Source organism: Streptomyces sp. NPDC058086 (assembly GCF_042885015.1).
GTDB lineage: Bacteria > Actinomycetota > Actinomycetes > Streptomycetales > Streptomycetaceae > Streptomyces.
Genome location: NZ_JBHVST010000084.1, coordinates 11,781 through 38,346, shown reverse-complemented (window position 1 = coordinate 38,346; position 26,566 = coordinate 11,781). Strand labels below are relative to the sequence as shown.

Here is a 26,566-nt window from a genome sequence, read left to right as displayed (position 1 = left end):
AGTGATTGGAAGGCACGACCATGGCGGGACCCGTCCTGGAAATGCGCTCGATCGTCAAGACCTTTCCCGGCGTCAAGGCGCTGTCGGACGTCACACTGACCGTCCAGCAGGGCGAGGTCCATGCCATCTGCGGGGAGAACGGCGCCGGCAAGTCGACCTTGATGAAGGTCCTCTCCGGCGTTCACCCGCACGGGAGTTACGAGGGGGACATCCTCTTCGAGGGGGAGGTCTGCTCCTTCAAGGACATCAGGGCCAGTGAGCACCACGGCATCGTGATCATCCACCAGGAACTGGCCCTGGTTCCCTACCTCTCCATCGCGGAGAACATCTTCCTCGGCAACGAGCACGCCACCCGCGGGCTCATCAGCTGGACCGAGACGCTGCGGCACGCCTCCGAGCTGCTGCGGCGGGTCGGGCTCGACGAGAACCCGCAGACCCGCGTCGCCGACATCGGCGTGGGCAAGCAGCAGCTCGTGGAGATCGCGAAGGCGCTGTCGAAGCAGGTGAAGCTGCTCATCCTGGATGAGCCGACGGCCGCCCTGAACGACGAGGACAGCGGCAAACTCCTGGATCTCATACTGGAGTTGAAGACCCAGGGCATCACCTCGATCATCATTTCCCACAAGCTGAACGAGATCGCGCGGGTAGCGGACTCGGTGACCATCCTGCGCGACGGGCGGACCATCGAGACCCTCGACGTGAAGGCTCCGGAGACCACCGAGGACCGCATCATCAGCGGCATGGTGGGCCGCGACCTCGAACACCGCTTCCCGGAGCGGACACCGCACCACCCGGAGGAGGGCGCCGCGCCCGCCCTGGAGGTCCGCGACTGGACCGTGTTCCACCCGATCGACCAGCAGCGCAAGGTCGTCGACGACGTGTCGATCTCCGTGCGGCGCGGGGAGATCGTCGGTATCGCGGGGCTCATGGGCGCCGGACGCACCGAACTGGCGATGAACGTCTTCGGACGCACCTACGGCCGGTACGCGGGCGGCACGGTGCTCCGGGACGGCAAGGAGATCCGTACGAAGACCGTGTCCGAAGCGGTCGGACACGGCATCGCGTATGTCACCGAGGACCGCAAGCACTACGGCCTCAACCTCATCGACACCATCAACCGCAACATCACGCTCAGTGCCCTGGGCAAGGTGGCGAAGCGCGGGATCGTCGACGAGCACGAGGAGCGGCAGGTCTCCGAGGGCTACCGCAAGTCCATGAACATCAAGGCGCCGACCGTCTTCGAGCCGGTGGGCAAGCTGTCGGGCGGCAACCAGCAGAAGGTCGTCCTCAGCAAGTGGATCTTCGCGGGCCCCGAGGTGCTGATCCTCGACGAGCCGACCCGCGGGATCGACGTGGGCGCCAAGTTCGAGATCTACACGGTCATCGACAAGCTGGCGGCCGAGGGCAAGGCGGTCGTCTTCATCTCCTCCGAGCTCCCGGAGCTGCTCGGAATGTGCGACCGCATCTACACGATGGCCGCAGGACGGCTGACGGGTGAGTTCTCGCGGGCGGAGGCCTCGCAGGAAACGCTGATGCGCCAGATGACGAAGGACAAAGAGGTAACCCGATGAGCACGGATGTGACCGCCAAGACGCCGGCCCCGGCGCCGCCTGGCAAGAGCGGCTCGGCCACGGGCGAGAGCCTGCTTCAGCTGATGCTGGACGGCATGCGCCGCAACATGCGGCAGTACGGCATGCTGTTCGCCCTCGGTCTGATCGTGGTGCTGTTCGCCGTGTGGACCGACGGTGACCTGCTGCTGCCGCGCAACGTCTCCAACCTGGTGCTGCAGAACAGCTACATCCTGATCCTCGCGATCGGCATGATGCTCGTCATCATCGCGGGCCACATCGACCTGTCGGTCGGCTCGTTGACGGCGTTCGTGGGCGCGGTGGGAGCCGTGCTGATGGTCAACCACGACATCTCCTGGCCCATCGCCCTGGTGCTGTGTCTGGCCATGGGCGCCGCCGCGGGCGCCGCGCAAGGGTTCCTCATCGCGTATCTCGGCATACCGTCGTTCATCGTGACCCTGGCGGGCATGCTGACCTTCCGCGGTCTGACCGAGATCTTCCTCAAGGGCCAGACGATCGGCCCGTTCCCCGAGGGTCTGCAGAAGGTCGCCAACAGCTTCCTGCCCGAGGTCGGCCCCAACACGAACTACCACAACCTCACCCTGCTCCTGGGCATCGGGCTGATCGCGTTCGTGGTGGTCAAGGAGGTCCGCGACCGGGGGCGTCAGCAGGAGTTCTCGCTCGACGTCCTGCCGCGCAACCTCTTCCTCCTCAAGCTCGTCGCGCTGATCGCCGCCGTCGCCACCGTCACCATGCTGCTCGCCAGCTACAAGGGCGCTCCGGTGGTCCTGCTGATCCTCGGCGTCCTGGTCGCCGGCTTCGGCTACCTGATGCGCAACGCGGTCATCGGCCGGCACATCTACGCGATCGGCGGCAACCTCCCGGCGGCCAAGCTGTCGGGTGTGAAGGACAAGAAGGTCACCTTCCTGGTCTTCCTGAACATGGGCATGCTCGCGGCCCTGGCGGGTCTGGTCTTCGCCGCCCGCTTCAACGCGGCCTCGCCCAAGGCCGGTCTGAACTTCGAACTGGAGGCGATCGCGGCCTCGTTCATCGGCGGCGCGTCGATGAGCGGCGGCGTGGGCACGGTCCTCGGCGCGATCATCGGTGGTCTCGTCCTGGGCGTGCTGAACAACGGTATGAACCTCGTCGGCATCGGCTCCGACTGGCAGCAGGTCATCAAGGGACTGGTACTGCTGGCCGCGGTCGGCTTCGACGTGTGGAACAAGCGCAAGGTCGGTTCGTAAGTTCGGTCGTACGGGGGTCCTCACGGGCCCCCGTACCTATTGCAGGAGCCGCAATGGAAACGAGCAGACGTACGGTCATCGCCGCAGCCGCGGCCGCAGGGCTCGCCGCCGGCACGGTCGGTACCGCCCACGCCAGCACAGGAGGCAGGAAGCCGGTGAAGGAGCTCTTCGGCAAGCTCGCCGACGGCACCAAGGTCTACCGCTGGTCGCTGGAGAACGGCGGCACGCGCCTGAAGGTCATCTCCTACGGCGGCATCGTCCAGTCCCTGGAGATCCCCGACCGCCACGGCCGCTACGCCAACGTCTCCCTCGGATACGACAACCTCGCCTCGTACGTCGCCGGGACGACGTTCTTCGGGGCGACGATCGGCCGCTACGGCAACCGCATCGCCAAGGGACAGTTCACCCTGGACGGCAAGGCCTACCAGCTCTCCGTCAACGACGGCGTGAACAGCCTGCACGGCGGCGCCAAGGGCTTCAACACCAAGGTGTGGGACATCGAGGGCTTCACCTCGGGCTCCGACGTCGGCCTGCACCTCCACTACACCAGCGTCGACGGCGAGATGGGCTACCCGGGCACGCTCAAGGTGAAGGTGACGTACACCCTCACCAGGCACGGCGACTGGCGCATCGACTACCGGGCCACCACCGACAAGGCCACGGTCGTCAACCTCACCAACCACACGTACTACAACCTCGCCGGCGAGGGCAGCGGCGGCATCTACGACCACGAGCTGCACCTGGCCGCGGGCCGCTACACGCCCACCGACTCGGGACTGATCCCCACCGGTGAGCTGGCCAAGGTCGCGGGCACCCCCTTCGACTTCCGCAAGGCCAAGCCGATCGGCCGCGACATCCGCGTCGGCCACCCCCAGCTGGTCACCGCCAAGGGCTTCGACCACAACTGGGTCCTCGACAAGGGCGTCACCGCCGGGCCCGAGCACATCGCGACCCTGCGCGACCCGAAGTCCGGCCGCACCCTGAAGATCGCGACGGACCAGCCGGGCGTGCAGTTCTACTCGGGCAACTTCCTGGACGGCACCCTGGTCGGCCCCTCCGGACACACCTACCGGCAGGGCGACGGCATGTGCCTGGAGACCCAGCACTTCCCGGACTCGCCGAACCACCCGTCGTTCCCCTCGACGGTGCTGCGACCTGGGCAGACGTACCGCACGACGACGGTCCACTCGTTCAGCGCGTGAGATCCGTCTGACGTCCGTGTGACATCGGGGCCCCGGTGGGTGACGCCACCGGGGCCCTTTCGGTTGCCCGGAAAAGTCAACCCTTACTCACTCCCCACGAGTTGAACGGCGCCCCCTCCGCCTCCGTATGAAAGGACGGCCCGTGCTCCCCCGCACGGGCCACCCAGAGACCGGAGGTTCCATGGCCGACAACGTCGCCTCGCTGTTCCGCGGTACTGCGGCGCACAGCCCCTCGATGGCTGCGCTGGCCCGCGAGAGCGATGGAGTCGGCCCGATCGACTTCTGCATCCCGTGCAACCCGTACTTCCCCACCCCAGGCATGTTCGACGAACTTGCCGGGCGGTTGCGCGAGATCATCACGTACTACCCGAGCAGCGCCGACACGATCACGGCCGAGCTGTGCGCGCTGCTCCAACTCCCGCCGAGCTGCGTCGCGATGGGCAACGGTTCCACGGAACTGATCACCTGGATCGACCACCTGCTCGTGCGCGAGTCCCTCGCCATCCCCGTCCCCACCTTCGGCCGCTGGACCGACCAGCCCATGGAGACCGGCAAGCGGGTCGACATGTTCCCGCTCATGGAGTCCAACGGCTTCGCTCTGGACCCGGCCCAGTACATCGAGTTCATCCGCGCCCGCGGCACCCGTGTCGCCGTCATCTGCAACCCGAACAACCCCGACGGCGGCTTCCTCAGCCGCCGCGCGGTCGTCAACTTCATGGACCAGCTCCAGGACCTGGACCTGATCGTCATCGACGAGTCGTTCCTGGAGTTCGCCGACGCCGAGAACGACCCGAGTGTCGTGGAAGAGGCCGTCCTGCGGCCCAATGTCATCGTCCTGCGCAGCCTCGGCAAGAACTTCGGCCTGCACGGCATCCGCTTCGGCTACCTCGTGGCCAACCCCGCGCTCGCGGGCAAGATCCGCTCCATGCTGCCCAAGTGGAACCTCAACTCCTTCGCGGAGACCGTGGTGTTCATGCTCAAGGAGCACGGCGCCGAGTACATGGAGAGCCTGCACCTGGTGCGCCGCGACCGCCTCGACATGGCCCGCCAGCTCTCGGCGCTCCCCGGCCTGACGGTCTACCCCTCGCAGGGCAACTTCCTCTTCGTACGGCTTCCCGTGGGCGCCGAAGGCACCGTCGTCCGAGACCGGCTGCTGACCGAGCACCGGATCCTCATCCGTGAGTGCGGCAACAAGATCGGCTCGTCCAGTCGCTTCCTGAGACTCGTGGTGCGCCCCCAGACGGACGTGCGTCGCCTGGTGTCCGGCATGGAACAGGTGCTCTACGGGTCCAGGAGGGGAGCCGCCGTACCCGAGCTGGGCACAGGGACCAGCTACAGCTCGGGTACGGCGGCGGTGGACCGTCTGATCAGCGAGACGAACGGGGTCGGCATGCCACTGGCCGCGCAGGCCGCCGCGATGCCGAGCCTGCCGGCCGCCCAGACCTGGCCGGGCCCGGCCCCGGCGCAGGCCCCCACAGGTATGCCGGGCCTGGTCCCCGCCCCGGCTCCGGCCGCCGCGATGATGCCGCCGCAGCAGCAGCCCGCGGCACGAATGCCCCCGCCTGCGCCGCCGCAGCAGCAGCCCATGCCCGCGGTCGCGCAGATGCCCAACGTGGCTCAGATGCCCAACGTCGCGCAGATGCCCGGGGTGGCCCAGATGCAGCCCGCCCCTCAGATGCAACCGGCCGCCCAGATGATGCCGCAGGCGCCGCCGATGTCCGCGGTCGCTCAGATGGCGCAGATGGCCCAGACCGCACAGGCTCAGGCACAGGCACAACGACAGCAGGCGCCGATCCCCGCCGTCGCCCAGGCCCCGTCACCGGCGGCCCAGGCGCAGGCACGGTCGATGCAGCCGCCGCCGCAGGCACCGGCGATGCCCGCCATGGCCCCCGCCCCGGCCGCCGGACTGGGCCAGACCGGCATGCCGGGCCTGCGCAACCGGGGCCTGACCGCAGCCCAGGTACGGGGCCGCACCGAGCCGGAACCGACGCCCGCACCCCAGCCCACGGGCTGGCCGGCCGCGGGCGCGATGTACAACCAGGTCGGCTAGAACCCGTCCGTCGGCCTGCGCGGGGATCAGTCCAGGTAGAGGTGCCTGCGCGCGGCCACGAACGCCTCGATCGTCTGGGCAGGCACGCCCGTGACGCGTTCGACGTCGTCGGATGCGCGGTCGTAGCGGTTTTCCCGGTGCAGTCGGGCCATGGTGGCGATGTGCTGTTCGGTGTGCGGCGGCAGGCCCGCCTTGACGAGCACCTCGCTCCGCCACCTGTCCAGCGGCACGTCGACATAGGACACCGGCCGCCCCAGCGCCCGTGAGAACTCCTCGGCCATCTCGGTCATGTCGACCGTGCGCGGCCCGGTCAGCTCGTAGACGTGCCCGACGTGCGGGGCCGGGTCGCGGAGCACGGTGGCGACGACCCGGGCGACGTCGTCCACGGCGACCGGCGAGGTGCGTCCGGTGCCGAACGGCAGCGCGATCGTGCCGTTGTCCCGGATCGATCGCGCCGCCAGCGTGGTGAACAGCGGATTGTCCAGGAACGCCGTCGGCCGGACGTGCACCACCGGCAGGCCCGACCAGTCGAACACCTGCTCAGACAGCCAGTGCAGCCGTTGCTGGTCCGACTCCCCGGTGCTGGTGGCGGTCATCTGCGACACCGTCATCTGGGACATGTCGACCAGGCCGTCCAGCTCCCCGTGCTCGCGCGCCACGCTGGCCACCACGGTCGCCGCCAGCAGTTGGTCGGGCGATACCGGCATCGCGAAGTACATCCGCCCGACCCCCTTCAGCGCGGCGGCGACGGTCTCGGGCCGGGTCAGGTCTCCGATGACGACCTCCGCGCCGAGCACACGCAAATCGGCCGCACGCGCGTCGTCACGGCGGACCATCACACGTGCGGGCACGTCCTGCGCGCGCAGCTGGTCGAGGACCGTGCGGCCCACGTCACCGGCGTTGGAGATGAGAACAAGATTGCTGGCAACCAACGGTCGATCTCCTTGTGAGTCGTTGACGGCGCCCATGAGATCACCTGTCCCGTCACACCACCGGAACCAAAACGCAACGACGTCGGCCCTGTGGCCACCGCCTCTCCCGGCCTACGATCAACGCTCTTCGTCCAGGAGGGGTGGGAGCCGTGCGTCGCAGAGCCCGGATCATGATGACGATGACGGCCGCGCTGGGCCTCACGGTGGGCGTGAGCGGCTGCGGCAAGGACTCCGGCTCGGAGGTGAAGACCACGACCCTCACCGTCGTCGCGACGAACTACGGCGACAGCGTCCACAAGAACTCCATCGGCTTCTGGGACCGCGTCGGCCTCGCCTTCCAGGCCGCCCATCCCGACATCCGGGTGGACACGAAGGTCTACCCGGCCGACGAGGTCGACGCGAAGGTCGCCGCACTCGTCAAGCAGGGCAGGGCGCCGGACGTCGTGCAGAGCGACAGCTACGCCGAGTACGCGGCCAAGGGCATGCTCTACCGGGCGGACGAGGTGCTGTCGATCTCCGCCCAGGGCAGCTTCGTACCGAGCCTCGCCGAGGCCGGGCAGGTGCGCCGCGTCCAGTACGGCCTGCCGTTCACGGCGAGCACCCGCCTCCTGTACTACAACAAGGACCTCTTCTCCCGGGCGGGCCTGAAGCCCCCCACCACCTGGGACCAACTCCTCGTGGACGCCCGCGCGTTGAAGACCATGGGCGTGACGTACCCGATCGCGTTGCCCCTCGGCCCGGAGGAGGCGGAGGCCGAGACCCTGAGCTGGCTGCTGGCCGGAGGCGGCGGCTACACCGACAACAGCGGCAGCTACGCCCTCACCTCCAAGGAGAACGTCTCGACACTGAAGTGGCTGCGCTCCTCCCTCGTCTCCGAGGGCCTCACGGGCCCGACCCTCCCCGGCAAGCTCAACCGCGGCGCCGCCCTCCAGGCCTTCATGGACGGCAAGGCTGCCATGGTCAACGCCCCGCTCTCCCTGATGCGCCAGATCGAGGACTCGACCCTGAGCGTCCCCTACGGCACCGTCGCGCTCCCGAGCCGCACCGGCCGGACCGTGCCGACCATGGGCACGGCCGACTGGACGATCGCCTTCCGCTCGGCCGGCCACCGCGAGGAGACGGGCAAGTTCCTCGACTTCCTCTACGGCGACAAGTACGTCACCCAGCAGGCCGCCGAGTACCAGCTCCTGCCCGTGACCACCGCTGCGAGCGCCGCCATGCGCGAGGACAAGCAGTACAGCAAGCTCTGGAACGGCCTGGACGCCCTGGACAACATGGAGCTCTACCCCCTCTCCGAGACCAACTGGTCCCAGGTGGCGGCGTCGATCAGGGCACAGATCGGCAAGTCGGTGGCCCCGGGCGGGGATCCGGAGGCGGTGCTGTCGTCGATCGGGAAGGCGACCCGCTCGACCTCCTGACCAGGGACAGCCACCCCGGCAGGTCGACCTCGGCACGGACGGTCTTGCCGGGCGGCTCCCGGTCCAGCACCTCCCACCGGTCGGCGAGTGCCTCGACGAGTACGAGGCCCCGACCGCCTTCGTCGAGGGGACGGGCGGCCGGTACGTCACCGGGTCCCGGCGGACGCGGCCCACTGCGCGTGTCGGTGACCTCGACGCGGACGCTGCCCGTGACGAGCGACAGCCGCAGCTCGAAGTCCCGCCCCGGTACACGCCCGTGCGTGACCGCGTTGGCGGCCAGCTCGGCGACGATCACGGCGACGGTGTCGGAGACGTCCGTGCCGTGCGGGATGCCCCAGGCGTGCAGCTGGTGCAGGGCGAGGTGACGTGCGAGACGGGCGCCGCGCGGGGTGGCACTGAGGCGCTGCGTGAACACACGTACGGTAACCGGGTGTTGGGGGGTGGATGGTGCGGTCATGGGCCCAATCTGGCGGTGATCGCACACGCTTCACCAGGTCGGCGCCGCGTACGCTGCGCGAGCGTACGCGGTGACGGGCTGGACAGTACCGGTCACTGGGCGTGACCATGGGGTGCGGGAGGTGACCCATGGTGGTCGATGGTGCGGTGGGGACGGGTGGAGAACCCGAGTCGTCGGACAGTCTGCGGACGTTCGGGGCGGTCGTACAGGCCCTGCGGGAGCATGCGGGGCTGAGCCGGGAGGAGTTCGGGGAACGGGTGCGGTTCTCCAAACACACGGTGGCGTCGGTGGAGCTGGGGCGGAGGATGCCGGATCCGACGTTCGTCGAGCGGGCGGAGGAGGTGCTGGGCAACACCGGGGCGTTACGGAAGGCGGCGGGGCATCTAGCGAGGCAGCCGGGGTTGGCGGCGTGGTTCAGGCAGTGGGCGCGGTTGGAGACGACCGCGATCACTCTCTATACCTATGAGTGCCGGTTGATTCCGGGTCTGTTGCAGACGGAGGCGTACGCGCGGACGTTGTTCAGGAACCAGCTGCCTCCAATGGACGACGAGCAGGTTGAGGCGCAGTGGGTGGCGCGAGGCGAGCGGCAACGACTGCTGCGGGAGCGGCCGAACACGGCGTTCAGCTTCATCCTGGAGGAGGGGCTGATCCTGCGGAGCACGGGTGGGATGGACGTCACGCGGGAACTCATCGATCACGTCTTGGAGATCGCCGAGCTGCGCAACGTCGAGATCCAGGTCATGCCGCAGGTGCAGGAGAGGCACGCGGGACTGGATGGTCCCATGCAGTTGCTGGAGACGCCGGACAACACCTGGTTCGCCTACTGCGAGGGCCAGCGAGGCGGCTTACTCATCCCCGATCCGAGGGAGATCAGCGTCCTCCAACGGCGCTATGCCAGGATGCGTTCACAGGCTCTCACCATCCCGGACTCCGTGAGCCTGTTGCAGCGGATGCGAGGAGCGTTATGAGCACCAGCGAACTGACGTGGTTCAAGTCGAGCTACAGCAGCAGCGCTTCCGGCGACTGCGTCGAAGTCGCCCTCTCCTGGCACAAGTCGAGCTACAGCAGCGGTGGCGACGGAGATTGCGTGGAGGTCGCCACCTGCCCCTCCACCATCCACGTCCGCGACTCCAAGAACACGGACGGCCCCCACCTCACCCTCTCCCCCACCACCTGGGCCGACTTCCTCAACTACGCCTCCGCCACGCACCACTGAACCGACGGAGTCACCCCACAACCTGTCACTGGGAGGGGCAGGCTACCCACGCCCGACCCGCCCATACTCAAGTCCATGAACAGCAAGGACCAGCTCGGTCGATTCCTCCGTACGCGTCGCGCGCAGCTGCGGCCCTCGGACGTCGGGCTCTCGACGTTCGGGGAGCGTCGGCGCGTGCCCGGGCTGCGGCGCGACGAGCTGGCCCAGCTGGCGGGGGTGAGCCAGTCGTACTACACGCGGCTGGAGCAGGGACTGTCCCTCAACGCCTCCGTGGAGGTACTGGACGCGATCGCCCGGGCGCTCCGCCTGGACGAGACCGAACACCGCCACCTGCACGACCTCGCCGGGGTGGCGCGCAAGAGCGGCAGGAGTCGGCCCCGCCGCCCAGCCCCCGAGCGCGTCTCCGAGGCGACGAGGCAGCTGATCGCCGCCTTCGGGGACACCCCGGTGATCGTGCTCGGCCGCCGGAGCGACGTCCTGGCATGGAACCGCACCGGGCACGCGCTGTTCGCCGGGCATCTCGATCCGGACAGTCCCGAGCAGCCGGCCCTGCGCCCCAACACCGCACGGCTCGTCTTCCTGGATCCGCACACGCGTGATCTGTACGAGGACTGGCCGCGCAAGGCCAGGGACGCGGTGGGCAAGCTGCGGCTCGCGGTCGGCGAACACCCCGACGATCCGGAGCTGGCCGAGCTGATCGGTCAGCTGACGATGAAGAGCCGGGAGTTCACCACCCTCTGGTCCGAACACGGCGTCCGTGCCTGGGACATCGCGAAACACCGGATGCGGCATCCGCTGGTCGGCCCGATGGACGTCGTCCAGCAGGCGATGCCGGTCCCGAACGAGCCCGGGCAGCGCGTCGTCGCGGTCACCGCGGCGGCGGGGTCCTCCTCGCAGGCCGCGCTGACCCTGCTCGCCCAGGTCACCGCCCCGACCGACGCCGCCTCGCGCACGCGGGCCACCGCCGACACGGACTCCGTTTCCCTCCCGCAGTAGGGACACAGTCCACCCCTCCCCTGTTCGACATGCCGAGGTATGCCCGCCCGCGCCCGCCCACGCATGCCTACTCGAACCTGCCCAAGTCCGGCCACGACCCCGTGGCCCACCCAGAAGGAGACACCATGTCCACCACCACGCTCTACACCACCGAGGCCCTCTCGACCGGCGACGGCCGCAACGGGGAGGTCCGTAGCCTCGACGGAGTCCTCGACGAGGTCCTCGCCGTGCCGAAGGAGATGGGCGGCCCCGGTGGCGACAGGACCAACCCCGAGCAGCTCTTCGCCGCGGGCTACGCGGCCTGCTTCCACAACGGACTGCGGCTGATCGCGGCCCAGCAGGAGGTGAAGGTGCCCGGTTCCACCGTCACATCGACCGTGAGCCTGCTCAGCAAGGAGGACGGGGGCTTCACCCTGGCCGTCAAGCTGTCGGTCCACCTGCCCGGCGTGGAGCAGGCGACCGCCGACCGGCTCGTACGGACCACGCACCAGGTCTGCCCCTACTCCAACGCCACCCGGGGGAACATCGACGTGACCCTCGAAGCGACCGTCTGAGCCAACCCGGCCCAGACCCGGTCCACGTGTCTCACAAGGAACTTGACGGCTCATCACTTTGCCGTACTGACAGCCGACCAACAGCATCCGTTCCTAATCTGCCGTGTCCATGACAGACACTTCAGGAGCAGCACACCCGATCGGGCGCCGTACGGTGCTGATCGCCACCGGCGCCACGGCCGCCACCCTGGCCGTGGGCGCCGCCGCACCGGAAGCCCCCACAACCGACACGGCCAAGTCGGTGGACTCGGCCCCCGTCGCCGCGGCGGCCGTCTGCACCCTCACCAAGGAGATGACCGAAGGCCCCTACTACCTGGACGGCGCCCTGGTCCGCGCCGACATCACCGAGAGCAAGCCGGGCGTCCCGCTCAAGCTCGCGCTCACCGTCGTCGACGACGACACCTGCGTCCCGCTCGCCGGCGCCCTCGTGGAGATCTGGCACTGCGACGCGCTGGGCGAGTACTCCGGGTTCGTCGGCAACAACGGCCACAGCGAACCGGACGACGGTTCGTTCCTGCGGGGCGGCGTCCTCACCAACTCCAACGGCGTCGCGAACCTCACCACGATCTACCCCGGCTGGTACCGGGGCCGCTGCATCCACATCCACCTCAAGGTGCACACGGGAGTCACGCTCACCTCGGACGGCAGCTTCACCGGCGGCCGGGAACTCCACACCGGCCAGCTCTTCTTCGCCGAAACGATCACCACGGCGGTGGCCAGGATCTCCCCGTACTCCACGAACACGGTCACCCGCACCACCCTCGCCCAGGACTCGATCTACGACGACGGAGGCGCCGCGTCCGGCCTCCTCACCCTGACGGCCCTGGGCAGCACGGCCGCGTCGGGCTACACGGGCACACTGACGGTCGGCGTCGAAACGAGCTGACGTCCGCCCCCACGGATCCCCACAACGGCCCCGCCGGAAATCCGGCGGGGCCCTCTCCTCGATAACAGCACGATCATCTCTATTGATCTATGGATCTATGGATCTATGGACGCACATTCCCCTGAATGACCGAATGCCTTACGCCCTATGGCGCTCGTTAATCAGCCGTGACGACGAAAGATATGCACGCGAACGACTGGCTCGATACCGCCGACGGGAGGGCACGCCTGGAGCACTGCGCGGACCTGCTCGAGGAGTTCCTCAAGGCCATGACCCGCATGGAAAGCGAATACCTGCGGGCCACGTGGGACGGACACACCGCAGACGGATCCCGCTGAGCCAGGGCGCAAAGGAGCTGCAGACAGATGGACTGGACTCAGGACGATCCCACCCTCCGCGACATTCAGTTCGATCCGCGAGCCACCGCCTATGATCCACTGAACCCACCGTTCACCGGCGCCGATCCGCTCGGGACACAACACTTCTGGCACGTCCCCGAGCCCGCGATCGAGCCGGACGCGTGGGATCCGGACGAAGAGCTGGCGCAGATGCTGTACACGACGTCGAGCGTGACGCCCGCCGCTCCGGCCCCGCCGCACAGCCACGCCCAGCCGCGCCGCCCGGTCAACCGGCGCAGGCCCCGGCCGGGATTCCAAGCCATTGCCGCTAAACACAGGATCATCACGGTTGTTTTCCTGGTCGTAATGATCATTGTATCCGCAGTGATGATGCTGGGATGGTCCGTCTCTTATTCATACAACCAACTGCGTGGCATTTCATTGCTGGTCGTTTCGGCAAAGTTGGCACGATGGTGGCCGCTGATGGTGTACGGACCGTGGCTCGTGGCGGGTCTGTCCATTCTTCGGGCGTCCGTTCAGCACCGGAGCGCCAGACGGTCCTGGTCCGTGATGCTGATCGCCTCCGCCACGGCGGTCGCCCTCTGCGTCGGCCAGTCCCCGCGCTCCCTGCTGGCGATGGTCGTCGTCGGAATCCCACCCATCACCGCCCTGATCTGCTTCCGGGAACTCGTCGGCCAGATCTCGCCCCAGCACGGACCCCGGCACGCCTGCCACACTCTGAAGCGGCCCAAGCAGCCAAGACCGTGATCGTCACTGCCCCCCGCCGGAACAACGCTCACCGCGGAGGTTCAGGGAAGTTGGGAACTGCTGCCTGTGTGCAGCGTTCCCTGTGCGGGTGCGCGCTGGCACTTTGCGGGAGGGGAACGGCATTTCTTGTGTCGAACGGGTGACCTTGAGGGTGGTGGTCGCTGGGTGCGGTGACGGGGTCTTGGGGACGGTGAAAGCGCGACGGGTGCCGTTGAACAGGGTGACGCGCGCGTAGCGCCGGAGTGCGCTCAGCCCAACTTTCCGCGCTCCACGCAGAATTCGTTGCCCTCGGGGTCGGCGAGGGTGACCCAGCCGCCGCCGTCGGGGCGGGTGTGGTCGGCGATCTGCCGGGCGCCGAGGGAGAGGGCGCGGGCGACCTCCTGGGCGCGGGTGCGGCCCTGCGGCTGGAGGTCGAAGTGGATGCGGTTCTTGGCCGACTTGCCCTCGGGGACGCGCACGAAGAGCAGCATCGGGCCGCCGGACGGGTCGCGCAGCACCGCCTCCGGGTCGCCCGGCTTGTCGTCGTCGTCCAGCGGACGGCCGAGCAACTCGCTCCAGAACAGCCCGAGATCGTACGGATCACCGGTGCAGTCGAAGGTGAGGCTGCGAATGGTGGGGTTCAACCCGCTTGTTTCGGTCGTGAGTTCAGTACCCCGTCACGCCGTCGACCAGTTCCCGGATGATGTCCACGTGCCCGTTGTGCCGGGCGGTCTCCTCGATCAGGTGGAGGAGGATCCAGCGCAGGTCGACGTGCCGGCCGTCGCGGATCGGACGCTTGGCCGTGGTGTTGAGATCGTGCTCGGCGACCAGGAGACGGTAGCGGACGCTCTGCTCCTCGTACTCGTCGAGGAGCTGGGGCAACGGCACGTCGACGGCGATCCGCATCTCCGGATCGGGATCGTCGTCGGTCGCGGCCGCGATCGGCCCCGAGTCCTCCTCACCGAGGAACACCACCTGGATCCAGTAGTGCTCGACCCACCGCAGGTGGCTGATCAGTCCGCACAGCGTCATCAGCGGGGATCCGGGGAGCGGGGCCTGCCGCGCGCCCTCCGGTGAGACTCCCTCGCACTTGGCGCGGGCGGTGGCACGGGCATAGTCGAGGAAGGTGGTCAGCTGGGTGCGCTCGTCCCACGCGGGGGGCGTATCGGTTCGCGTCATAGAGGTGCAGCATCACCGTCCCGCCCCTCGGTGTCGAGCGAATTAGACCGCCGGGGCGGGTGCCTGGGGCACCCTTGCTTCGTCGTACCGTACGACGAAGGGATGTCAGGTGACAGACATCGGTCGCTGGATGGACGGTCTTCAGGAGCGGGCCGCCGAGGTGCTACCGGAGGACGTCTACGCGTACTTCCGGCGCGGCTCCGGTCGCGGTATGAGCGTCGCGGAGGCGACCTCGGCCTGGGACCAGTTCCGCTTCCGGGCACGGCTGTTGCGGGACGTCTCGACGTGCGACGCCTCTACGACCGTACTCGGCACACCCGTTCGTACACCCGTACTCGTCGCGCCCAGCACCCTGCAGCGCAAGGCCCACCCGGACGGGGAGGGCGCCACCGCGCGGGGCGTCGCGGCGGCGGGATCGCTGCTGGCGGTGACCTCGAACACCGCGGTGCCGTTCGCGGACCTGGTGCCGAGCGGGGCGCCGTGGTGGGTGCAGGTGTACGTGGCCCGGGACCCCGTACTGACCATCGAGGCGCTGGAGCGGGCCCTCGCCGCCGGGGCGCGGGCCGTCGTACTGACCGCCGACACGCCGGTCGTCGGGTCACGGGGCAAACGTGGCACGCAGGTCGACGATTTCATCGGACCGGAGGACCTGTACGGCAACGTCACCGGCGTTCCCTCGCCCGAGGCGGCCGAGCGCGCACCCGATCTGACCCTCGACGTCATCAGCTGGCTGCGCGAACGGGCCCGCGGCCTCCCCATCGTCGTCAAGGGCGTGCTGCGCGGCGACGACGCGCGGGAACTGGTGGCCGCGGGGGCGTCCGGCCTCATCGTCTCGAACCACGGCGGGCGGCAGCTGGACGGGCTGGTGCCCACCGCCTGGGCCCTGCCGGAGGTCGTCGACGCGGTGGCGGGCACCGGTGCCGAGGTCTACGCCGACGGCGGGCTGCGCCGCGGCACCCACATCCTCGCCGCGCTCGCCCTCGGCGCCCGTGCCGTGTTCATCGGCCGGCCCGTCCTGTGGGCGCTGACCGTCCGCGGCGCCGCCGGCGTGACCCGCCTGATCGACGACCTCACCGACGAACTCGTCGAGGCGATGAGCCTGACCGGCGCACCGAGCGTCCTCGAACTGACCCGCGATCTCCTGTGGGCGGCCCCCCATTCACCGCCTCACAGGCCCTGAATCGGCGAGTCGGTCGGGCTGTCCCGAAATGCGCAGTGGGGCCTGCTGTGTCACCGTCATGTCACAGACAGCCCGGCAGGTGAACCCCGGAAGCCGATGACGCGCTCTGAAGCGACGAGTGTCGGTAAGAGACCGGCGCCTGGACCGCTTCGGGGGACTTCATGTACGGCATCGGTATCCGCAGAGTCGCGACGGCCATGGTGACCGCGTCGGCGGCCACCCTGCTCATGACCGCGTGTCAGCCGGGCGGGAGCCCGGCGGGGGCGGGCTCTTCGCCGTCGGGCGCTCCGGTCAAGCCGGCGGCGTCCACTTCCACCTCCAGCTCCACTTCCCCCTCCACGCCCTCCACCCCGTCCACCCCCGTCACGTCCGTCACGTCCGGCTCCCCGACGCACACCACGGCGCCGTCCACCGGTGCGAAGGCCTGCGGCCTGTCGGATCTCAAGGCGTCCATGTACCAGGCCGCGGTACGGCCGGACGGTACCGGGACCGGCGCGGCGATCGTCGAGTTCACCAACGTGTCCGGCAAGGCGTGCACGGTCCAGGGGTATCCGACCGTGGCGGGAGCGGGCAACGGTTCCCCCGAGAAGAACCGTCCGCTCAAGGTGACCACGACCGGGGGCACGTCCACGGTGAAGGTCGCGCCGGGCGGGAAGGCGTTTACGAAGCTGACATTCGTGCAGGTCCAGGGTGAGGCCGACGGCTACTGCAAGTCCGGAGCCACGCCCGCGAGCTACCCGACGCTGGTGGTGGGTGTCCCGAGTGCCGGGGCGCACCAGGTCGCGCTGACGGACGGTGTCATCGCCGAGTGCGACGACAAGGTGACGGTCACCGCCCTCACGGCGGCCAAGCCCTCCTGACCCACCCGCCCCGCCCGTGCCGATGGAGCCGATCACCTTGCGCGGCTCCATCCGGCCGCCGGCCGGCAGAGCGGGTGTGCCGACCGGGCGATCTCCGCCGGCGTGACCCCCGTACCGCCCGTACCGCGTAATCCGCCCGCGCCGAGCCCCTCATACGGCCATGGGGAGACCCACCGCTGTGGACAATGGCCGCACCCCCGCGCACCTGTCCCCGAGAGGCCCCGCATGGTGTTGAGCAGACGTACCTTCAGCGCACTCGCCGGCACCACCGCGCTGGGCCTCACGGTCAGCGGGAGCGACGGCGCCTTCGCCCACGCGACCGCCCCCACCGGCCCGGCACCGGAGCCGCCCGGCGCGGACGGCACCCGCCACACCGTGGGCTTCGACAAGTACTCGATGCTGGTCGACGGCAGGCGGGTCGTCCTGTGGTCCGGCGAGGTCCACCCCTTCCGGCTGCCGAGCCCCTCCCTCTGGCGGGACGTCCTGGAGAAGCTGCGCGCCCACGGCTACAACACCATCAGCGTCTACGTCTCCTGGAACTACCACTCCCCCGCGCCCGGACAGTACGACTTCACCGGCGTCCGCGACCTCGACCTGTTCCTGCGCACGGCCGCCGAGACCGGCCTGTACGTGATCCTGCGGCCCGGCCCGTACATCAACGCCGAGGTCGACGCGGGCGGCTTCCCCGGCTGGCTGACCGCCACCCGGGGCACCGCCCGCACCTCCGACCCGACCTATCTGTCGTACGTCGACGAGTGGCTGACCTCCGTGAACCGGATCGCGGCCCGGCACCTCTACACCCACGGCGGCGGCACGATCGTCCTCTACCAGCTGGAGAACGAGTACGCGAACAACGTCACCAGCCCCCGCGGGCTCGACTACATGGCCCATCTCTACGCCAAGGTCCGCGCAGACGGCATCGACGTGCCGCTCTTCCACAACGACAAGGGGCGCAACGGGTACTGGGCGCCGGGAACGTTCGACACGGGCGGCGAGAGCGGCCGCTATCTGTACGGCTTCGACGGCTACCCCTCGCCCCTCGCACCGCCGCCCGACTGGGGCTACTACGGCATCGGCGGCACGAAGGGCGGCTCGACGGCGAGTCCCGAGACCCCGGGGCTGCTGGCCGAGTTCGGGGGCGGCTGGTTCGACCCGTGGGGCGGGGTGGAGTTCGACGGGAAGGGGTACGCGGAGTCGGCGCGGACCCGTGACGCGGCGTACGAGCGGCGTTTCTACCTCACCAACCTCGCCAACGGCATCAAGGTCCACAACGTCTACATGACGTTCGGGGGGACCTCCTGGGGCTGGCTGCCCGCGCCGGTCGTCTACACCTCGTACGACTACGGCGCCGCCCTCGACGAGGCCCGCAGGCCCACCCCGAAGCTGGTCCCCATGCACCAGCTCGGGCAGCTCCTGCACTCCGTGCCCGACCTCGCCAAGCTGGACCGGGCACCCGACGTCCAGGTCGGCGCGAGTGGCGGCGCGTCGGGGGCGGGCGCCGGGATCACGGCGTACCACCTGGTCAACCCGGACACCAAGGCGCACTTCCACATCCTGCGCAACGACCGGACCGACGACGTCCTCGCCGCCGTCCCCCTCGCCGGGGTGAGCGTTCCGGTACCGGTCCCCGGGCTCGACGCCCGGCTGCTCGCCGCCGGTCTCCTGCTCGGGCGGCGGACGTTGAGGTACTCCAGCGCCCAGCCGATGCTGTGGCTCACCGCCGGACGGCAGGACATCGCCGTGTTCACGGGGCGGAAGGGGGAGCCGACACAGACGGCCGTCGAGTGCGCGAGCGAGCCCACGGTCACCGTGCTGGAGGGGAAGGCCGACCACGCGTACACGTCCGGCGCGCTGTGCGTCGACGCCGAACTCGGGGGTCTGACCCGGGTGTTGGTGGAGGGCGGCGGCACGGAGGCCCCCCTCCTCCTGCTGCTCGCCGACGACGAGACGTCCATGCGGCTGTGGCGCCACGACACCCCGTCGGGGCCCGTGCTCGCATACGGCCCGGCGCTCCTGCGCACCGCCGCCCTGCGCGACACGACCGTCCATCTCACCGGGGACACCGTCGAGGCGGCCGACCTGGAGGTGTGGGGGCCGCGCGGGATGAGTGAAGTGGTGTGGAACCAGGGAAGGTTGAAGGCCCGGGCGACCACCTCCGGGAGTCTGCGGGCCGAGCAGCGGCTGCCGGGGGTCGCAGCGGTCCACCTGCCCGCGTTGGACAACTGGCGCTTCCACACCGAGAACCCCGAGTCGGACGCCGGGTTCGACGACTCCGCCTGGAAGGTCGCGGACAGGACCTCCTCGTACAGCACCACCCCCGTACCGGCCGGGCAGCCCGTCCTCTTCGCCGACGACTACGGCTTCCACTACGGAGACGTCTGGTACCGGGGGCGCTTCACGGACGGAGGCGCCGCCGAGTCGGTGTCCCTCTCGTACGTCACGGGCACACAGGGGCTGCTGATGGCGTGGCTGGACGGGAAACCGCTCGGCACGCACCGGATGCCGGTGCCGGACAAGTCGACGGTGCGAAAGGGCACTTGGTCCGCCACGGCCACCTTCCCCGTGCGGTACGCGAGCGGACCGCACATCCTCTCCGTCCTCGTACGCCGGATGCAGCACGACATGGACGGCGCGGCGAAGGACACGCACAAGGCCGCGCGGGGCCTCACGGCGGTGACGTTCGCGGGGGCGAGCCCGGCCGTCACCTGGCGGATCCAGGGCGAGGCGGCGCCCGACCCGGTGCGGGGACCACTCAACCACGGCGGGCTGTACGGGGAACGGCAGGGCTGGCATCTGCCGGGGTTCGCCGACAGCGGCTGGAAGGCCGTGGACTTCCCGCGGGCGGCGCGCGGGCAGGGAGTCGCCTGGTACCGCACCGGGTTCCGGCTCGCGATCGACCCGGGCGTGGACGCCTCGATCGGGCTCACCCTCACCGACGACCCGGCCCACGCCTACCGCGTCCAGATCTTCTTGAACGGCTGGAACATGGGCCAGTACATCAACGATGTCGGCCCCCAGCACACCTTCGTCCTGCCCAACGGTGTCCTGCGCACCCGGGGCGCCAACACCCTGGCCCTCGCCGTACTGTCCGACGGCACCACCCCGGCCGGTCCGGGCGAGGTGAGGCTGACGCTGATGGGCAGCGCGGCCGGAGGGGTACCGGTGACACCGGTGGACTCCCCCGGCCGCGCACACGCCCGCTAGGACCTGTCGTCACATTCCCGTCGTCCGCCCGCAGGGCGGGCCCTGCGGCGTCAGGTGCGTGCTCTCGGCGTGCCGGGCACAGGCCCTCGTACTGGACGTACTTGGGTCTGTGCCCGGTGCGCCGAGAGTGCGTGCATGGCGTCGCGGGGCAGACGGGAATTTGACGACAGGGCCTAGGCCTCGTCGCGGCGCAGCGACGGCTTCAGGTCCTTCAGCCGGCCCAGCAGGCCGTTCACGAACGAGGGCGACTCGTCCGTGGAGAACTCCTTGGCCAACTGCACCGCCTCGTCGAGGACCACGGCGTCGGGGGTCCCGTCGACCCAGATCAGCTCGTAGGCGCCGAGGCGCAGGATGTTGCGGTCGACGACCGGCATCCTGTCCAGCGTCCAGTCGACGGCGTACGTCGCGATGAGCTCGTCGATCCGCTTCGCCTTGGTGGCGTAGCCCTCGACCAGCTCCATCGTGTACTCGCTGACCGGGGGCTGCCGGGTGTCGGTCCGGGAGTGCCGGATCCAGTCCGCGAGGACCGTCAGGACGTCCACGCCGCGCTGGTCGCCCTCGAAGAGGATCTGGAAGGCGCGCTTGCGGGCCGTGTTGCGGGCAGCCACGGTTAGCTGTTCACCCGGCCGAGGTAGTCGCTCGTGCGGGTGTCGACCTTGATCTTCTCACCGGTGGTGATGAAGAGCGGGACCTGGATCTGGTGACCGGTCTCCAGGGTGGCGGGCTTGGTGCCACCGGTGGAGCGGTCGCCCTGGACACCCGGCTCGGTCTCCTGGATGACGAGCTCGACGGCGGCCGGCAGCTCGACGAAGAGCACCTCGCCCTCGTGCTGCGCGACGGTGGCGGTGAAGCCCTCGATCAGGAAGTTGGCGGCGTCGCCGACGGACTTGCGGTCGACCATGAGCTGGTCGTACGTGTCCATGTCCATGAAGACGAAGTACTCGCCGTCCATGTACGAGAACTGCATGTCGCGCTTGTCGATCGTGGCCGTCTCGACCTTGACGCCGGCGTTGAACGTCTTGTCGACGACCTTGCCGGAGAGCACGTTCTTCAGCTTGGTGCGCACGAAGGCCGGGCCCTTGCCGGGCTTGACGTGCTGGAACTCGACGACGGACCAGAGCTGGCCTCCGTCGAGCTTGAGCACCAGGCCGTTCTTGAGGTCGTTCGTGGAAGCCACGGTTGCGGAATCTCCTGGACTGACGTGGACGACCCCGGGACACGCGCGTAGCGATTGGCTAGAGCGCGAGCAGTTCCTTGGTCGTGATGGTGAGTAGCTCGGGTCCGCCGTCCGCCTCGGGGCGTACGACGAGCGTGTCATCGATCCTGACACCGCCCCGGCCCGGGAGGTGGACCCCCGGTTCGACGGTGACCGGCACGCAAGTGTCCAGTTTACCCATGGCCGCGGGGGCGAGCTGCGGGTCCTCGTCGATTTCGAGCCCCACACCGTGCCCGGTCAGCGGAGGAAGGCCCTCCGTGTGGCCCGCGGAGCCGAGCACCTGGCGTGCGGCCCGGTCCACGTCACGGTAGGCGGCGCCGGGTACCAGCGCCTCGCGTCCGGCCCGCTGGGCGGCGAAGACGAGGTCGTACAGGTCGATCTGCCAGTCGGCCGGCGAGGTACCGATCACAAAGGTACGGCCGATTTCGCAGCGGTAGCCGCGGTAGGTCGCGCCGAGGCAGACGGAAAGGAAATCTCCCTCCTCGACCCGCCGGTCGGTGGGCCGGTGCCCGCGCCGCCCTGAGTTCGGGCCGGTGCCGACGGAGGTCGCGAAGGCGGGGCCGTCGGCGCCGTGGTCGACGAGCCGGCGCTCCAGCTCCAGGGCGAGATGCCGCTCGGTGCGGCCGACGAGGATCGATTCGAGGAGCTCCCCGAGCGCCTGGTCGGCGATCTCGGCGCCGATCCGCAGACAGGAGATCTCCTCCTCGTCCTTGATCACCCGCAGCTGCTCCACCGCACCGCCCAGGTCGGCCAGGCGCAGCTGGGGTGCCACCGCGCCGATGGCCCGGTGGCGGGTCACGGTGAGGTGGTGCTCCTCGACCGCCAGGGAGTCGGCGCCCTGGGCGATGGCGGCGTCGGCGGCGGCCACGGCCGCGTCGCCCCCGGCGCGCGGCAGCACCTGCACGCGCAGCGCCTCGTCGGGACGTCCCTCGCCGACCTCGCCGCTCGGCGGAGCGCCACAGAGCAGCAGGTCCTCGCTCCTGCCCAGCAGGAGGACGGCACCCCGCGGGGCCGCGCCCGCGAGGTACCTCACGTTGGCCGGGCGGGTGACGAGCGCCGTCGCGCTGCCGCCCGCCGCACAGCGCTCCCGAAGCCGCTCGCGTCGCGCCGCGTACACCTCTGACATAAATCGAGCCTACGAGCGTCGGCGCGATGTCGCCGTTCCAGCGGGGCCGGATGGGCGGTAGGCGGTCGGCGGTGAGACGGAGACACCGCGGGCGAGGGTCAGGGGGCCGGTTCCGCGATCGCGATCGGTGCGGGGCCGACAGGCGCTACCCGCCGGCCCCGCGGGGTCACCACTGCGGTGGGCTCGCGAGGGAGCGGGCCAGGACCTCGTCCAGGACGCGGGCCGTGGACGGAACGTCGAGCTGGGAGTTGTCGATGATGGGGAGCCCGGAGCCGTACCAGCCGGCCATGCGGCCGTGGATACGGGCGACTTCCTCGTCGGTCAGGCGGCGGTTTCCGGAGCGCTCGGCGTTGCGCTCCAGGACTATCTCCAGGCCCGGCAACAACACCACGGGCAGCAGCCCCGGCCCGACGTGTCGCTTCCAGCCGCCGAGGCCGACGACCGGGCGGTCCGGGAAGACCGCGTCGTCGAGGACGCAGGAGATGCCGTTCGCCAGGAAGTTCCGCGCGGCGAAGCCGCAGGTGCGGCGGGCCAGACGGTACTGCGCCTCCGAATGGTCGTTCCACCCCGACTGCGGATCGGCGAAGCCCGAGCGCACCCATTCGCGTACGTCGTCGAGGCTGATGTGGGCGGTCGGCACCCGGCGGTGGTCCGCCCAGTACTTGGCGACGCTCGTCTTGCCCGCACCCGCGGGCCCGATGAGCAGCACGGCGAGGGTGGTCGCCGCGGGGTCGGGGGCGCCCGGGGCGCTGGGCATGGCGACCGGGCCGCCCGGGGGCAGCTGCACATGACCCGTCGTGTCGGGGATCGGCGCTGCGGGGGCGTGCTGCGGGGGCGCGGGATGCGGCAGGTGCGAGGGCGGCGCCGGATGTCCCGGCGGCGGACCGGTGAAGCCGGGGGCGGGTGGACTCGTGGGTGCCGGACCGGAGGGTCCGCCCGGATGTCCCGGGTGCTGTGCGGCCGGCGACCAGCCGGCGGCCGGTCCGTGCCCCGGCTGGTGGGGCGGCGGCAGCGGAGCCCCCACTGCGTGCTGCATCCGGTGCCACTCCGTCTCGTGATCTTTTCGCCCATTCGCTCGCGGCAGGCGATGGACGCCGGCGAGCGGAGCCTCCCGCTCTCCCCCACAGCCTGAAGGGCGCGGGAGCGACCCCCACCGAACGGTACCTTCCCCGGCCGTCGTTGTGTGAACGGCCGGGGAAGCCGGGGAGTGCCCATGAACGGAGGGCAAACAGGGCCAAGCAGGGGCCCGTTGGGAGCTACTCCCCCACTTCGCCGTACGCGGCGAGGAGCACCGCCGGGTCGGGGCCCTCCAGGACGGTCGGCTTGGCCAGACCGTCGAGGACGATGAAGCGCAGCAGGTTGCCGCGCGACTTCTTGTCGACCTTCATGTTCTCCAGCAGCTTGGGCCACTGGTCGTAGCGGTAGCTGAGCGGGAGGCCGACGGACTCCAGGATCGTGCGGTGGCGGTCGGCGGTCGCGTCGTCCAGCCGGCCCGCCAGCCGGCCGAGTTCGGCGGCGAAGTGCATGCCGACGGCGACGGCCGCGCCGTGCCGCCACTTGTAGCGCTCGTTCTTCTCGATGGCGTGCGCCAGGGTGTGGCCGTAGTTGAGGATCTCGCGGAGCCCCGACTCCTTGAGGTCGCCGGAGACGACCTCGGCCTTCACCTTGATGGAGCGCTCGATGAGCTCGGCGGTGTGCGGGCCCGCGGGCGTCCGCGCCGCCTCGGGGTCGGACTCGATGAGCTCCAGGATCACCGGGTCGGCGATGAAGCCGGCCTTGATGATCTCCGCGAGCCCGGAGACGAAGTCGTTGACCGGCAGCGAGTCGAGCGCGGCCAGGTCGCAGAGCACGCCCGCGGGCGGGTGGAAGGAGCCGACGAGGTTCTTGCCCTCGGCGGTGTTGATGCCGGTCTTGCCGCCGACCGCCGCGTCGACCATGCCGAGCACGGTGGTGGGGACGGCGATCCAGCGCACTCCGCGCAGCCAGGTCGCCGCGACGAACCCGGCGAGGTCGGTGGTGGCGCCGCCGCCCACGCCGACGATGACGTCGGTGCGGGTGAAGCCGGACTGGCCGAGCGCCTTCCAGCAGTAGGCGGCCACCTCCGCGGTCTTGGCCTCCTCCGCGTTGGGCACCTGGATGGCGACGGCCTCGAAGCCCTGTCCGGCCAGGTCGGCGCGGAGCGCGTCCCCGGTCTCGGCGAGCGCCTCGGGGTGGATGATCGCGACGCGCTGGGCCTTGTCGCCGATCAACGCGCCCAGTTCACCGAGGAGTTGACGGCCGACCAGGACCTCGTAGGGGTCGGTGCCCGCGGTGCCGCCGACCTGGATACGCGTCACTGCCTCGCTCATGCTTCCTTCAACTCCAGTGCGTCGAGGACGGCTTGGGCGACCTCTTCGGGGGTGCGGCCGTCGGTGGGCACGACCGCGCGGGCGACTTCGGTGTACAGATGGCGGCGGGCCTCCATCAGCTCGCGCCACTGCCGGCGCGGGTTGACGGCCAGCAGCGGACGGGCCACGTTCAGGCCGGTGCGCTGGACCGCCTCCTCGACGTCCATCGAGAGGTAGACGACCCGATGCCCGGCGAGCAGCGCGCGGGTGTCGGCGTCGAGGATCGAGCCGCCGCCCAGCGCCAGTACCCCGTCGTGCTCGGCCAGCGCCTTGTGCACGGCGCTCTTCTCGATGGCGCGGAAGACCGGCTCGCCCTCGTCGACGAAGATGTCGGCGATGGTGCGGCCCTGCTCGGCCACGATGTCGTCGTCCGTGTCGCGGTAGGCGCAGCCGAGCCGGTTTGCGACCAGCGCGCCGACGGTGGACTTGCCGACACCCATCGGTCCGACGAGGACGACCAGTGGTCCAGCGGTCACCGCACGACCAGGTTCTCGAGGTAGGACTCGACGTTGCGCCGCGTCTCGGGCACGCTGTCGCCGCCGAACTTCTCGGCCACCGCGTCCGCGAGGACGAGGGCGACCATGGCCTCGGCGACGATTCCGGCGGCCGGGACCGCGCAGACGTCGGAGCGCTGGTGGTGGGCCTTGGCGGCCTCGCCGGTCGCCACGTCGATCGTGGCCAGCGCGCGCGGCACGGTCGCGATCGGCTTCATCGCGGCGCGCACGCGCAGCAGCTCGCCTGTGGTCAGACCGCCCTCGGTGCCGCCGGAGCGGCCGGAGGTGCGGCGGATGCCGTCCTCGGTGTGGACGATCTCGTCGTGGGCCTTGGAGCCGGGCACCCGGGCCAGCTCGAAGCCGTCGCCGACCTCGACGCCCTTGATCGCCTGGATGCCCATGAGCGCGGCCGCGAGCCGGGCGTCGAGGCGCCGGTCCCAGTGCACGTGCGAGCCGAGGCCCACCGGCACGCCGTACGCGAGCACCTCGACGACGCCGCCGAGCGTGTCGCCGTCCTTGTGGGCCTGGTCGATCTCCGCGACCATCGCCTTCGACGTGTCGGCGTCGAGGCAGCGCACGGGGTCGGCGTCGAGCCTCTCGACGTCCGAGGGCTTGGGGTAGACGCCGTACGGGGCCTTCGCCGCGGCCAGCTCGACGACGTGCGAGACGATCTCGATCCCGGCCGTCTCCTTCAGGTACGAACGGGCCACGGCGCCCAGCGCGACACGGGCCGCGGTCTCCCGGGCGGAGGCGCGCTCCAGGATCGGCCGGGCCTCGTCGAAGCCGTACTTCTGCATACCCGCGAGGTCGGCGTGGCCGGGCCGGGGCCGGGTCAGCGGCGCGTTGCGGGCCACCTCCGCCAGCACCGACGGGTCGACCGGGTCGGCCGCCATGACCTGCTCCCACTTGGGCCACTCGGTGTTGCCGACCATGACGGCCACCGGCGAGCCGAGGGTGAGACCGTGCCGGACACCGCCCAGGAAGGTGACCTCGTCGCGCTCGAACTTCATCCGGGCACCGCGTCCATAGCCCAGGCGCCGCCGGGCGAGGTGGTCCGCCACCATCTCCGTGGTGATCGGTACGCCGGCGGGAAGGCCCTCCAGCGTCGCGACAAGTGCGGGACCGTGGGACTCCCCCGCGGTCAGCCAGCGCAACCTGCTCAACGGTGCTCCTCATGCTCGCGCCCTGGTACTGCTGCTGCGTACACGCGTCCTCGTGTACGGCGACGGCGCGACCGGGTGCGCGGCCCGGGCCCGCCACCTCCGATCCTCCCACGTCCAGGCGCGGTGCCCCGCCGCAGGTCCATCAGGCG

The 26,566-nt window shown here is 70.1% G+C and carries 27 protein-coding genes; 15 read left to right on the top strand and 12 right to left on the bottom strand.

Features of this window, described 5'->3' with window-relative positions; all coding sequences use genetic code 11:
* Positions 1-20: 20 nt before the first annotated feature.
* From mmsA to ACFVWD_RS42235, 4 genes are all read left to right on the top strand, one after another.
* On the top strand, positions 21-1,571 hold the full coding sequence (gene mmsA, locus ACFVWD_RS42250) for a multiple monosaccharide ABC transporter ATP-binding protein (protein WP_389603242.1): 1,551 nt from the start codon (positions 21-23) through the stop codon (positions 1,569-1,571).
* Positions 1,568-2,812: a multiple monosaccharide ABC transporter permease gene (gene mmsB / locus ACFVWD_RS42245; RefSeq protein WP_101405352.1), complete on the top strand. Its 1,245-nt coding sequence runs from the start codon at positions 1,568-1,570 to the stop codon at positions 2,810-2,812. The genes mmsA and mmsB overlap by 4 nt, the downstream gene beginning before the upstream one ends.
* Before the next feature lie 53 nt (positions 2,813-2,865).
* Positions 2,866-4,014 (top strand): aldose epimerase family protein, encoded by a 1,149-nt coding sequence (locus ACFVWD_RS42240; RefSeq protein WP_389603241.1) that lies wholly within the window; start codon positions 2,866-2,868, stop codon positions 4,012-4,014.
* Positions 4,015-4,195: 181 nt separating this feature from the next.
* Entirely contained in the window at positions 4,196-6,064 is a 1,869-nt protein-coding gene (locus ACFVWD_RS42235; RefSeq protein ID WP_389603240.1) for a pyridoxal phosphate-dependent aminotransferase, read from the top strand.
* 26 nt (positions 6,065-6,090) lie between these two features.
* Here the strand turns inward: ACFVWD_RS42235 and ACFVWD_RS42230 are convergent, their stop codons facing one another.
* Positions 6,091-6,996: an NAD(P)H-binding protein gene (locus ACFVWD_RS42230; RefSeq protein ID WP_389603239.1), complete on the bottom strand. Its 906-nt coding sequence runs from the start codon at positions 6,994-6,996 to the stop codon at positions 6,091-6,093.
* Positions 6,997-7,145: 149 nt separating this feature from the next.
* Here ACFVWD_RS42230 and ACFVWD_RS42225 point away from each other — a divergent pair, with 149 nt between their 5' ends.
* A complete protein-coding gene (locus tag ACFVWD_RS42225; protein ID WP_389603238.1) occupies positions 7,146-8,414 on the top strand; it encodes an extracellular solute-binding protein in 1,269 nt (422 codons plus the stop codon).
* Here ACFVWD_RS42225 and ACFVWD_RS42220 read toward each other — a convergent pair.
* Complete coding sequence (locus tag ACFVWD_RS42220) at positions 8,323-8,871, bottom strand: ATP-binding protein (RefSeq protein ID WP_389603237.1); 549 nt, start codon at positions 8,869-8,871, stop codon at positions 8,323-8,325. The two genes, ACFVWD_RS42225 and ACFVWD_RS42220, sit on opposite strands and share 92 nt — an antisense overlap.
* Positions 8,872-8,999: 128 nt before the next feature.
* On the opposite strand from ACFVWD_RS42220, the gene ACFVWD_RS42215 reads away from it, so the two are divergent.
* The 7 genes from ACFVWD_RS42215 (at position 9,000) to ACFVWD_RS42185 (ending at position 13,629) form a co-directional block, all read left to right on the top strand.
* The gene (locus tag ACFVWD_RS42215; protein WP_389603236.1) at positions 9,000-9,839 is read left to right on the top strand and encodes a Scr1 family TA system antitoxin-like transcriptional regulator; all 840 of its coding nucleotides are present in this window, start codon (positions 9,000-9,002) and stop codon (positions 9,837-9,839) included.
* Positions 9,836-10,087: a DUF397 domain-containing protein gene (locus ACFVWD_RS42210; protein ID WP_389603235.1), complete on the top strand. Its 252-nt coding sequence runs from the start codon at positions 9,836-9,838 to the stop codon at positions 10,085-10,087. The genes ACFVWD_RS42215 and ACFVWD_RS42210 overlap by 4 nt, the downstream gene beginning before the upstream one ends.
* A gap of 75 nt (positions 10,088-10,162) precedes the next feature.
* Positions 10,163-11,083 carry a helix-turn-helix domain-containing protein gene (locus ACFVWD_RS42205; RefSeq protein WP_389603234.1) on the top strand — a complete coding sequence of 307 codons (921 nt, stop codon included), beginning with the start codon at positions 10,163-10,165 and terminating at the stop codon, positions 11,081-11,083.
* Positions 11,084-11,208: 125 nt separating this feature from the next.
* Positions 11,209-11,637, top strand: a complete 429-nt coding sequence (locus tag ACFVWD_RS42200) for an organic hydroperoxide resistance protein (RefSeq protein ID WP_389603233.1) — start codon at positions 11,209-11,211, stop codon at positions 11,635-11,637.
* A 109-nt stretch (positions 11,638-11,746) separates the two neighbouring features.
* Entirely contained in the window at positions 11,747-12,523 is a 777-nt protein-coding gene (locus ACFVWD_RS42195; RefSeq protein ID WP_389603232.1) for an intradiol ring-cleavage dioxygenase, read from the top strand.
* Positions 12,524-12,705: 182 nt separating this feature from the next.
* Positions 12,706-12,861: a hypothetical protein gene (locus ACFVWD_RS42190; protein ID WP_159055304.1), complete on the top strand. Its 156-nt coding sequence runs from the start codon at positions 12,706-12,708 to the stop codon at positions 12,859-12,861.
* A gap of 27 nt (positions 12,862-12,888) precedes the next feature.
* Positions 12,889-13,629 (top strand): DUF2637 domain-containing protein, encoded by a 741-nt coding sequence (locus ACFVWD_RS42185; RefSeq protein ID WP_389603231.1) that lies wholly within the window; start codon positions 12,889-12,891, stop codon positions 13,627-13,629.
* 248 nt (positions 13,630-13,877) lie between these two features.
* On the opposite strand, the gene ACFVWD_RS42180 is transcribed toward ACFVWD_RS42185, so the two are convergent.
* Together ACFVWD_RS42180 and ACFVWD_RS42175 are read right to left on the bottom strand one after the other, a co-directional pair.
* A complete protein-coding gene (locus ACFVWD_RS42180; RefSeq protein ID WP_389603230.1) occupies positions 13,878-14,252 on the bottom strand; it encodes a VOC family protein in 375 nt (124 codons plus the stop codon).
* A 22-nt stretch (positions 14,253-14,274) separates the two neighbouring features.
* A complete protein-coding gene (locus ACFVWD_RS42175) occupies positions 14,275-14,787 on the bottom strand; it encodes a DinB family protein (RefSeq protein ID WP_389603229.1) in 513 nt (170 codons plus the stop codon).
* 109 nt (positions 14,788-14,896) lie between these two features.
* Here ACFVWD_RS42175 and ACFVWD_RS42170 point away from each other — a divergent pair, with 109 nt between their 5' ends.
* Positions 14,897-15,967, top strand: coding sequence for an alpha-hydroxy acid oxidase (locus ACFVWD_RS42170; RefSeq protein ID WP_389603228.1), 1,071 nt, complete (start codon positions 14,897-14,899; stop codon positions 15,965-15,967).
* Between the two features lie 238 nt (positions 15,968-16,205).
* Here the strand turns inward: ACFVWD_RS42170 and ACFVWD_RS42165 are convergent, their stop codons facing one another.
* Complete coding sequence (locus tag ACFVWD_RS42165; RefSeq protein WP_389603227.1) at positions 16,206-16,412, bottom strand: hypothetical protein; 207 nt, start codon at positions 16,410-16,412, stop codon at positions 16,206-16,208.
* A gap of 7 nt (positions 16,413-16,419) precedes the next feature.
* Between ACFVWD_RS42165 and ACFVWD_RS42160 the strand changes: the two genes are divergently transcribed.
* Positions 16,420-16,827, top strand: a complete 408-nt coding sequence (locus ACFVWD_RS42160; RefSeq protein WP_389603226.1) for a DUF4232 domain-containing protein — start codon at positions 16,420-16,422, stop codon at positions 16,825-16,827.
* Positions 16,828-17,052: 225 nt separating this feature from the next.
* Positions 17,053-20,031, top strand: a complete 2,979-nt coding sequence (locus tag ACFVWD_RS42155) for a beta-galactosidase (protein ID WP_389603225.1) — start codon at positions 17,053-17,055, stop codon at positions 20,029-20,031.
* A gap of 173 nt (positions 20,032-20,204) precedes the next feature.
* On the opposite strand, the gene nusB is transcribed toward ACFVWD_RS42155, so the two are convergent.
* The 7 genes from nusB to aroC all read right to left on the bottom strand — a co-directional run bounded on the left by nusB (position 20,205) and on the right by aroC (position 26,417).
* Positions 20,205-20,639 (bottom strand): transcription antitermination factor NusB, encoded by a 435-nt coding sequence (gene nusB / locus ACFVWD_RS42150; RefSeq protein ID WP_067366002.1) that lies wholly within the window; start codon positions 20,637-20,639, stop codon positions 20,205-20,207.
* A 2-nt stretch (positions 20,640-20,641) separates the two neighbouring features.
* A complete protein-coding gene (gene efp / locus ACFVWD_RS42145; protein WP_010988257.1) occupies positions 20,642-21,208 on the bottom strand; it encodes an elongation factor P in 567 nt (188 codons plus the stop codon).
* Positions 21,209-21,266: 58 nt separating this feature from the next.
* The gene (locus ACFVWD_RS42140; protein ID WP_389603224.1) at positions 21,267-22,373 is read right to left on the bottom strand and encodes a M24 family metallopeptidase; all 1,107 of its coding nucleotides are present in this window, start codon (positions 22,371-22,373) and stop codon (positions 21,267-21,269) included.
* 166 nt (positions 22,374-22,539) lie between these two features.
* Positions 22,540-23,409 (bottom strand): Pro-rich N-terminal domain-containing protein, encoded by an 870-nt coding sequence (locus ACFVWD_RS42135; RefSeq protein ID WP_389603223.1) that lies wholly within the window; start codon positions 23,407-23,409, stop codon positions 22,540-22,542.
* A 220-nt stretch (positions 23,410-23,629) separates the two neighbouring features.
* Positions 23,630-24,721 carry a 3-dehydroquinate synthase gene (gene aroB, locus ACFVWD_RS42130; RefSeq protein ID WP_168490029.1) on the bottom strand — a complete coding sequence of 364 codons (1,092 nt, stop codon included), beginning with the start codon at positions 24,719-24,721 and terminating at the stop codon, positions 23,630-23,632.
* Positions 24,718-25,236 (bottom strand): shikimate kinase, encoded by a 519-nt coding sequence (locus ACFVWD_RS42125; RefSeq protein ID WP_389603222.1) that lies wholly within the window; start codon positions 25,234-25,236, stop codon positions 24,718-24,720. Before ACFVWD_RS42125 ends, aroB begins: the two co-directional genes overlap by 4 nt.
* On the bottom strand, positions 25,233-26,417 hold the full coding sequence (gene aroC, locus ACFVWD_RS42120; protein WP_389603221.1) for a chorismate synthase: 1,185 nt from the start codon (positions 26,415-26,417) through the stop codon (positions 25,233-25,235). Before aroC ends, ACFVWD_RS42125 begins: the two co-directional genes overlap by 4 nt.
* Positions 26,418-26,566 lie beyond the last annotated feature (149 nt).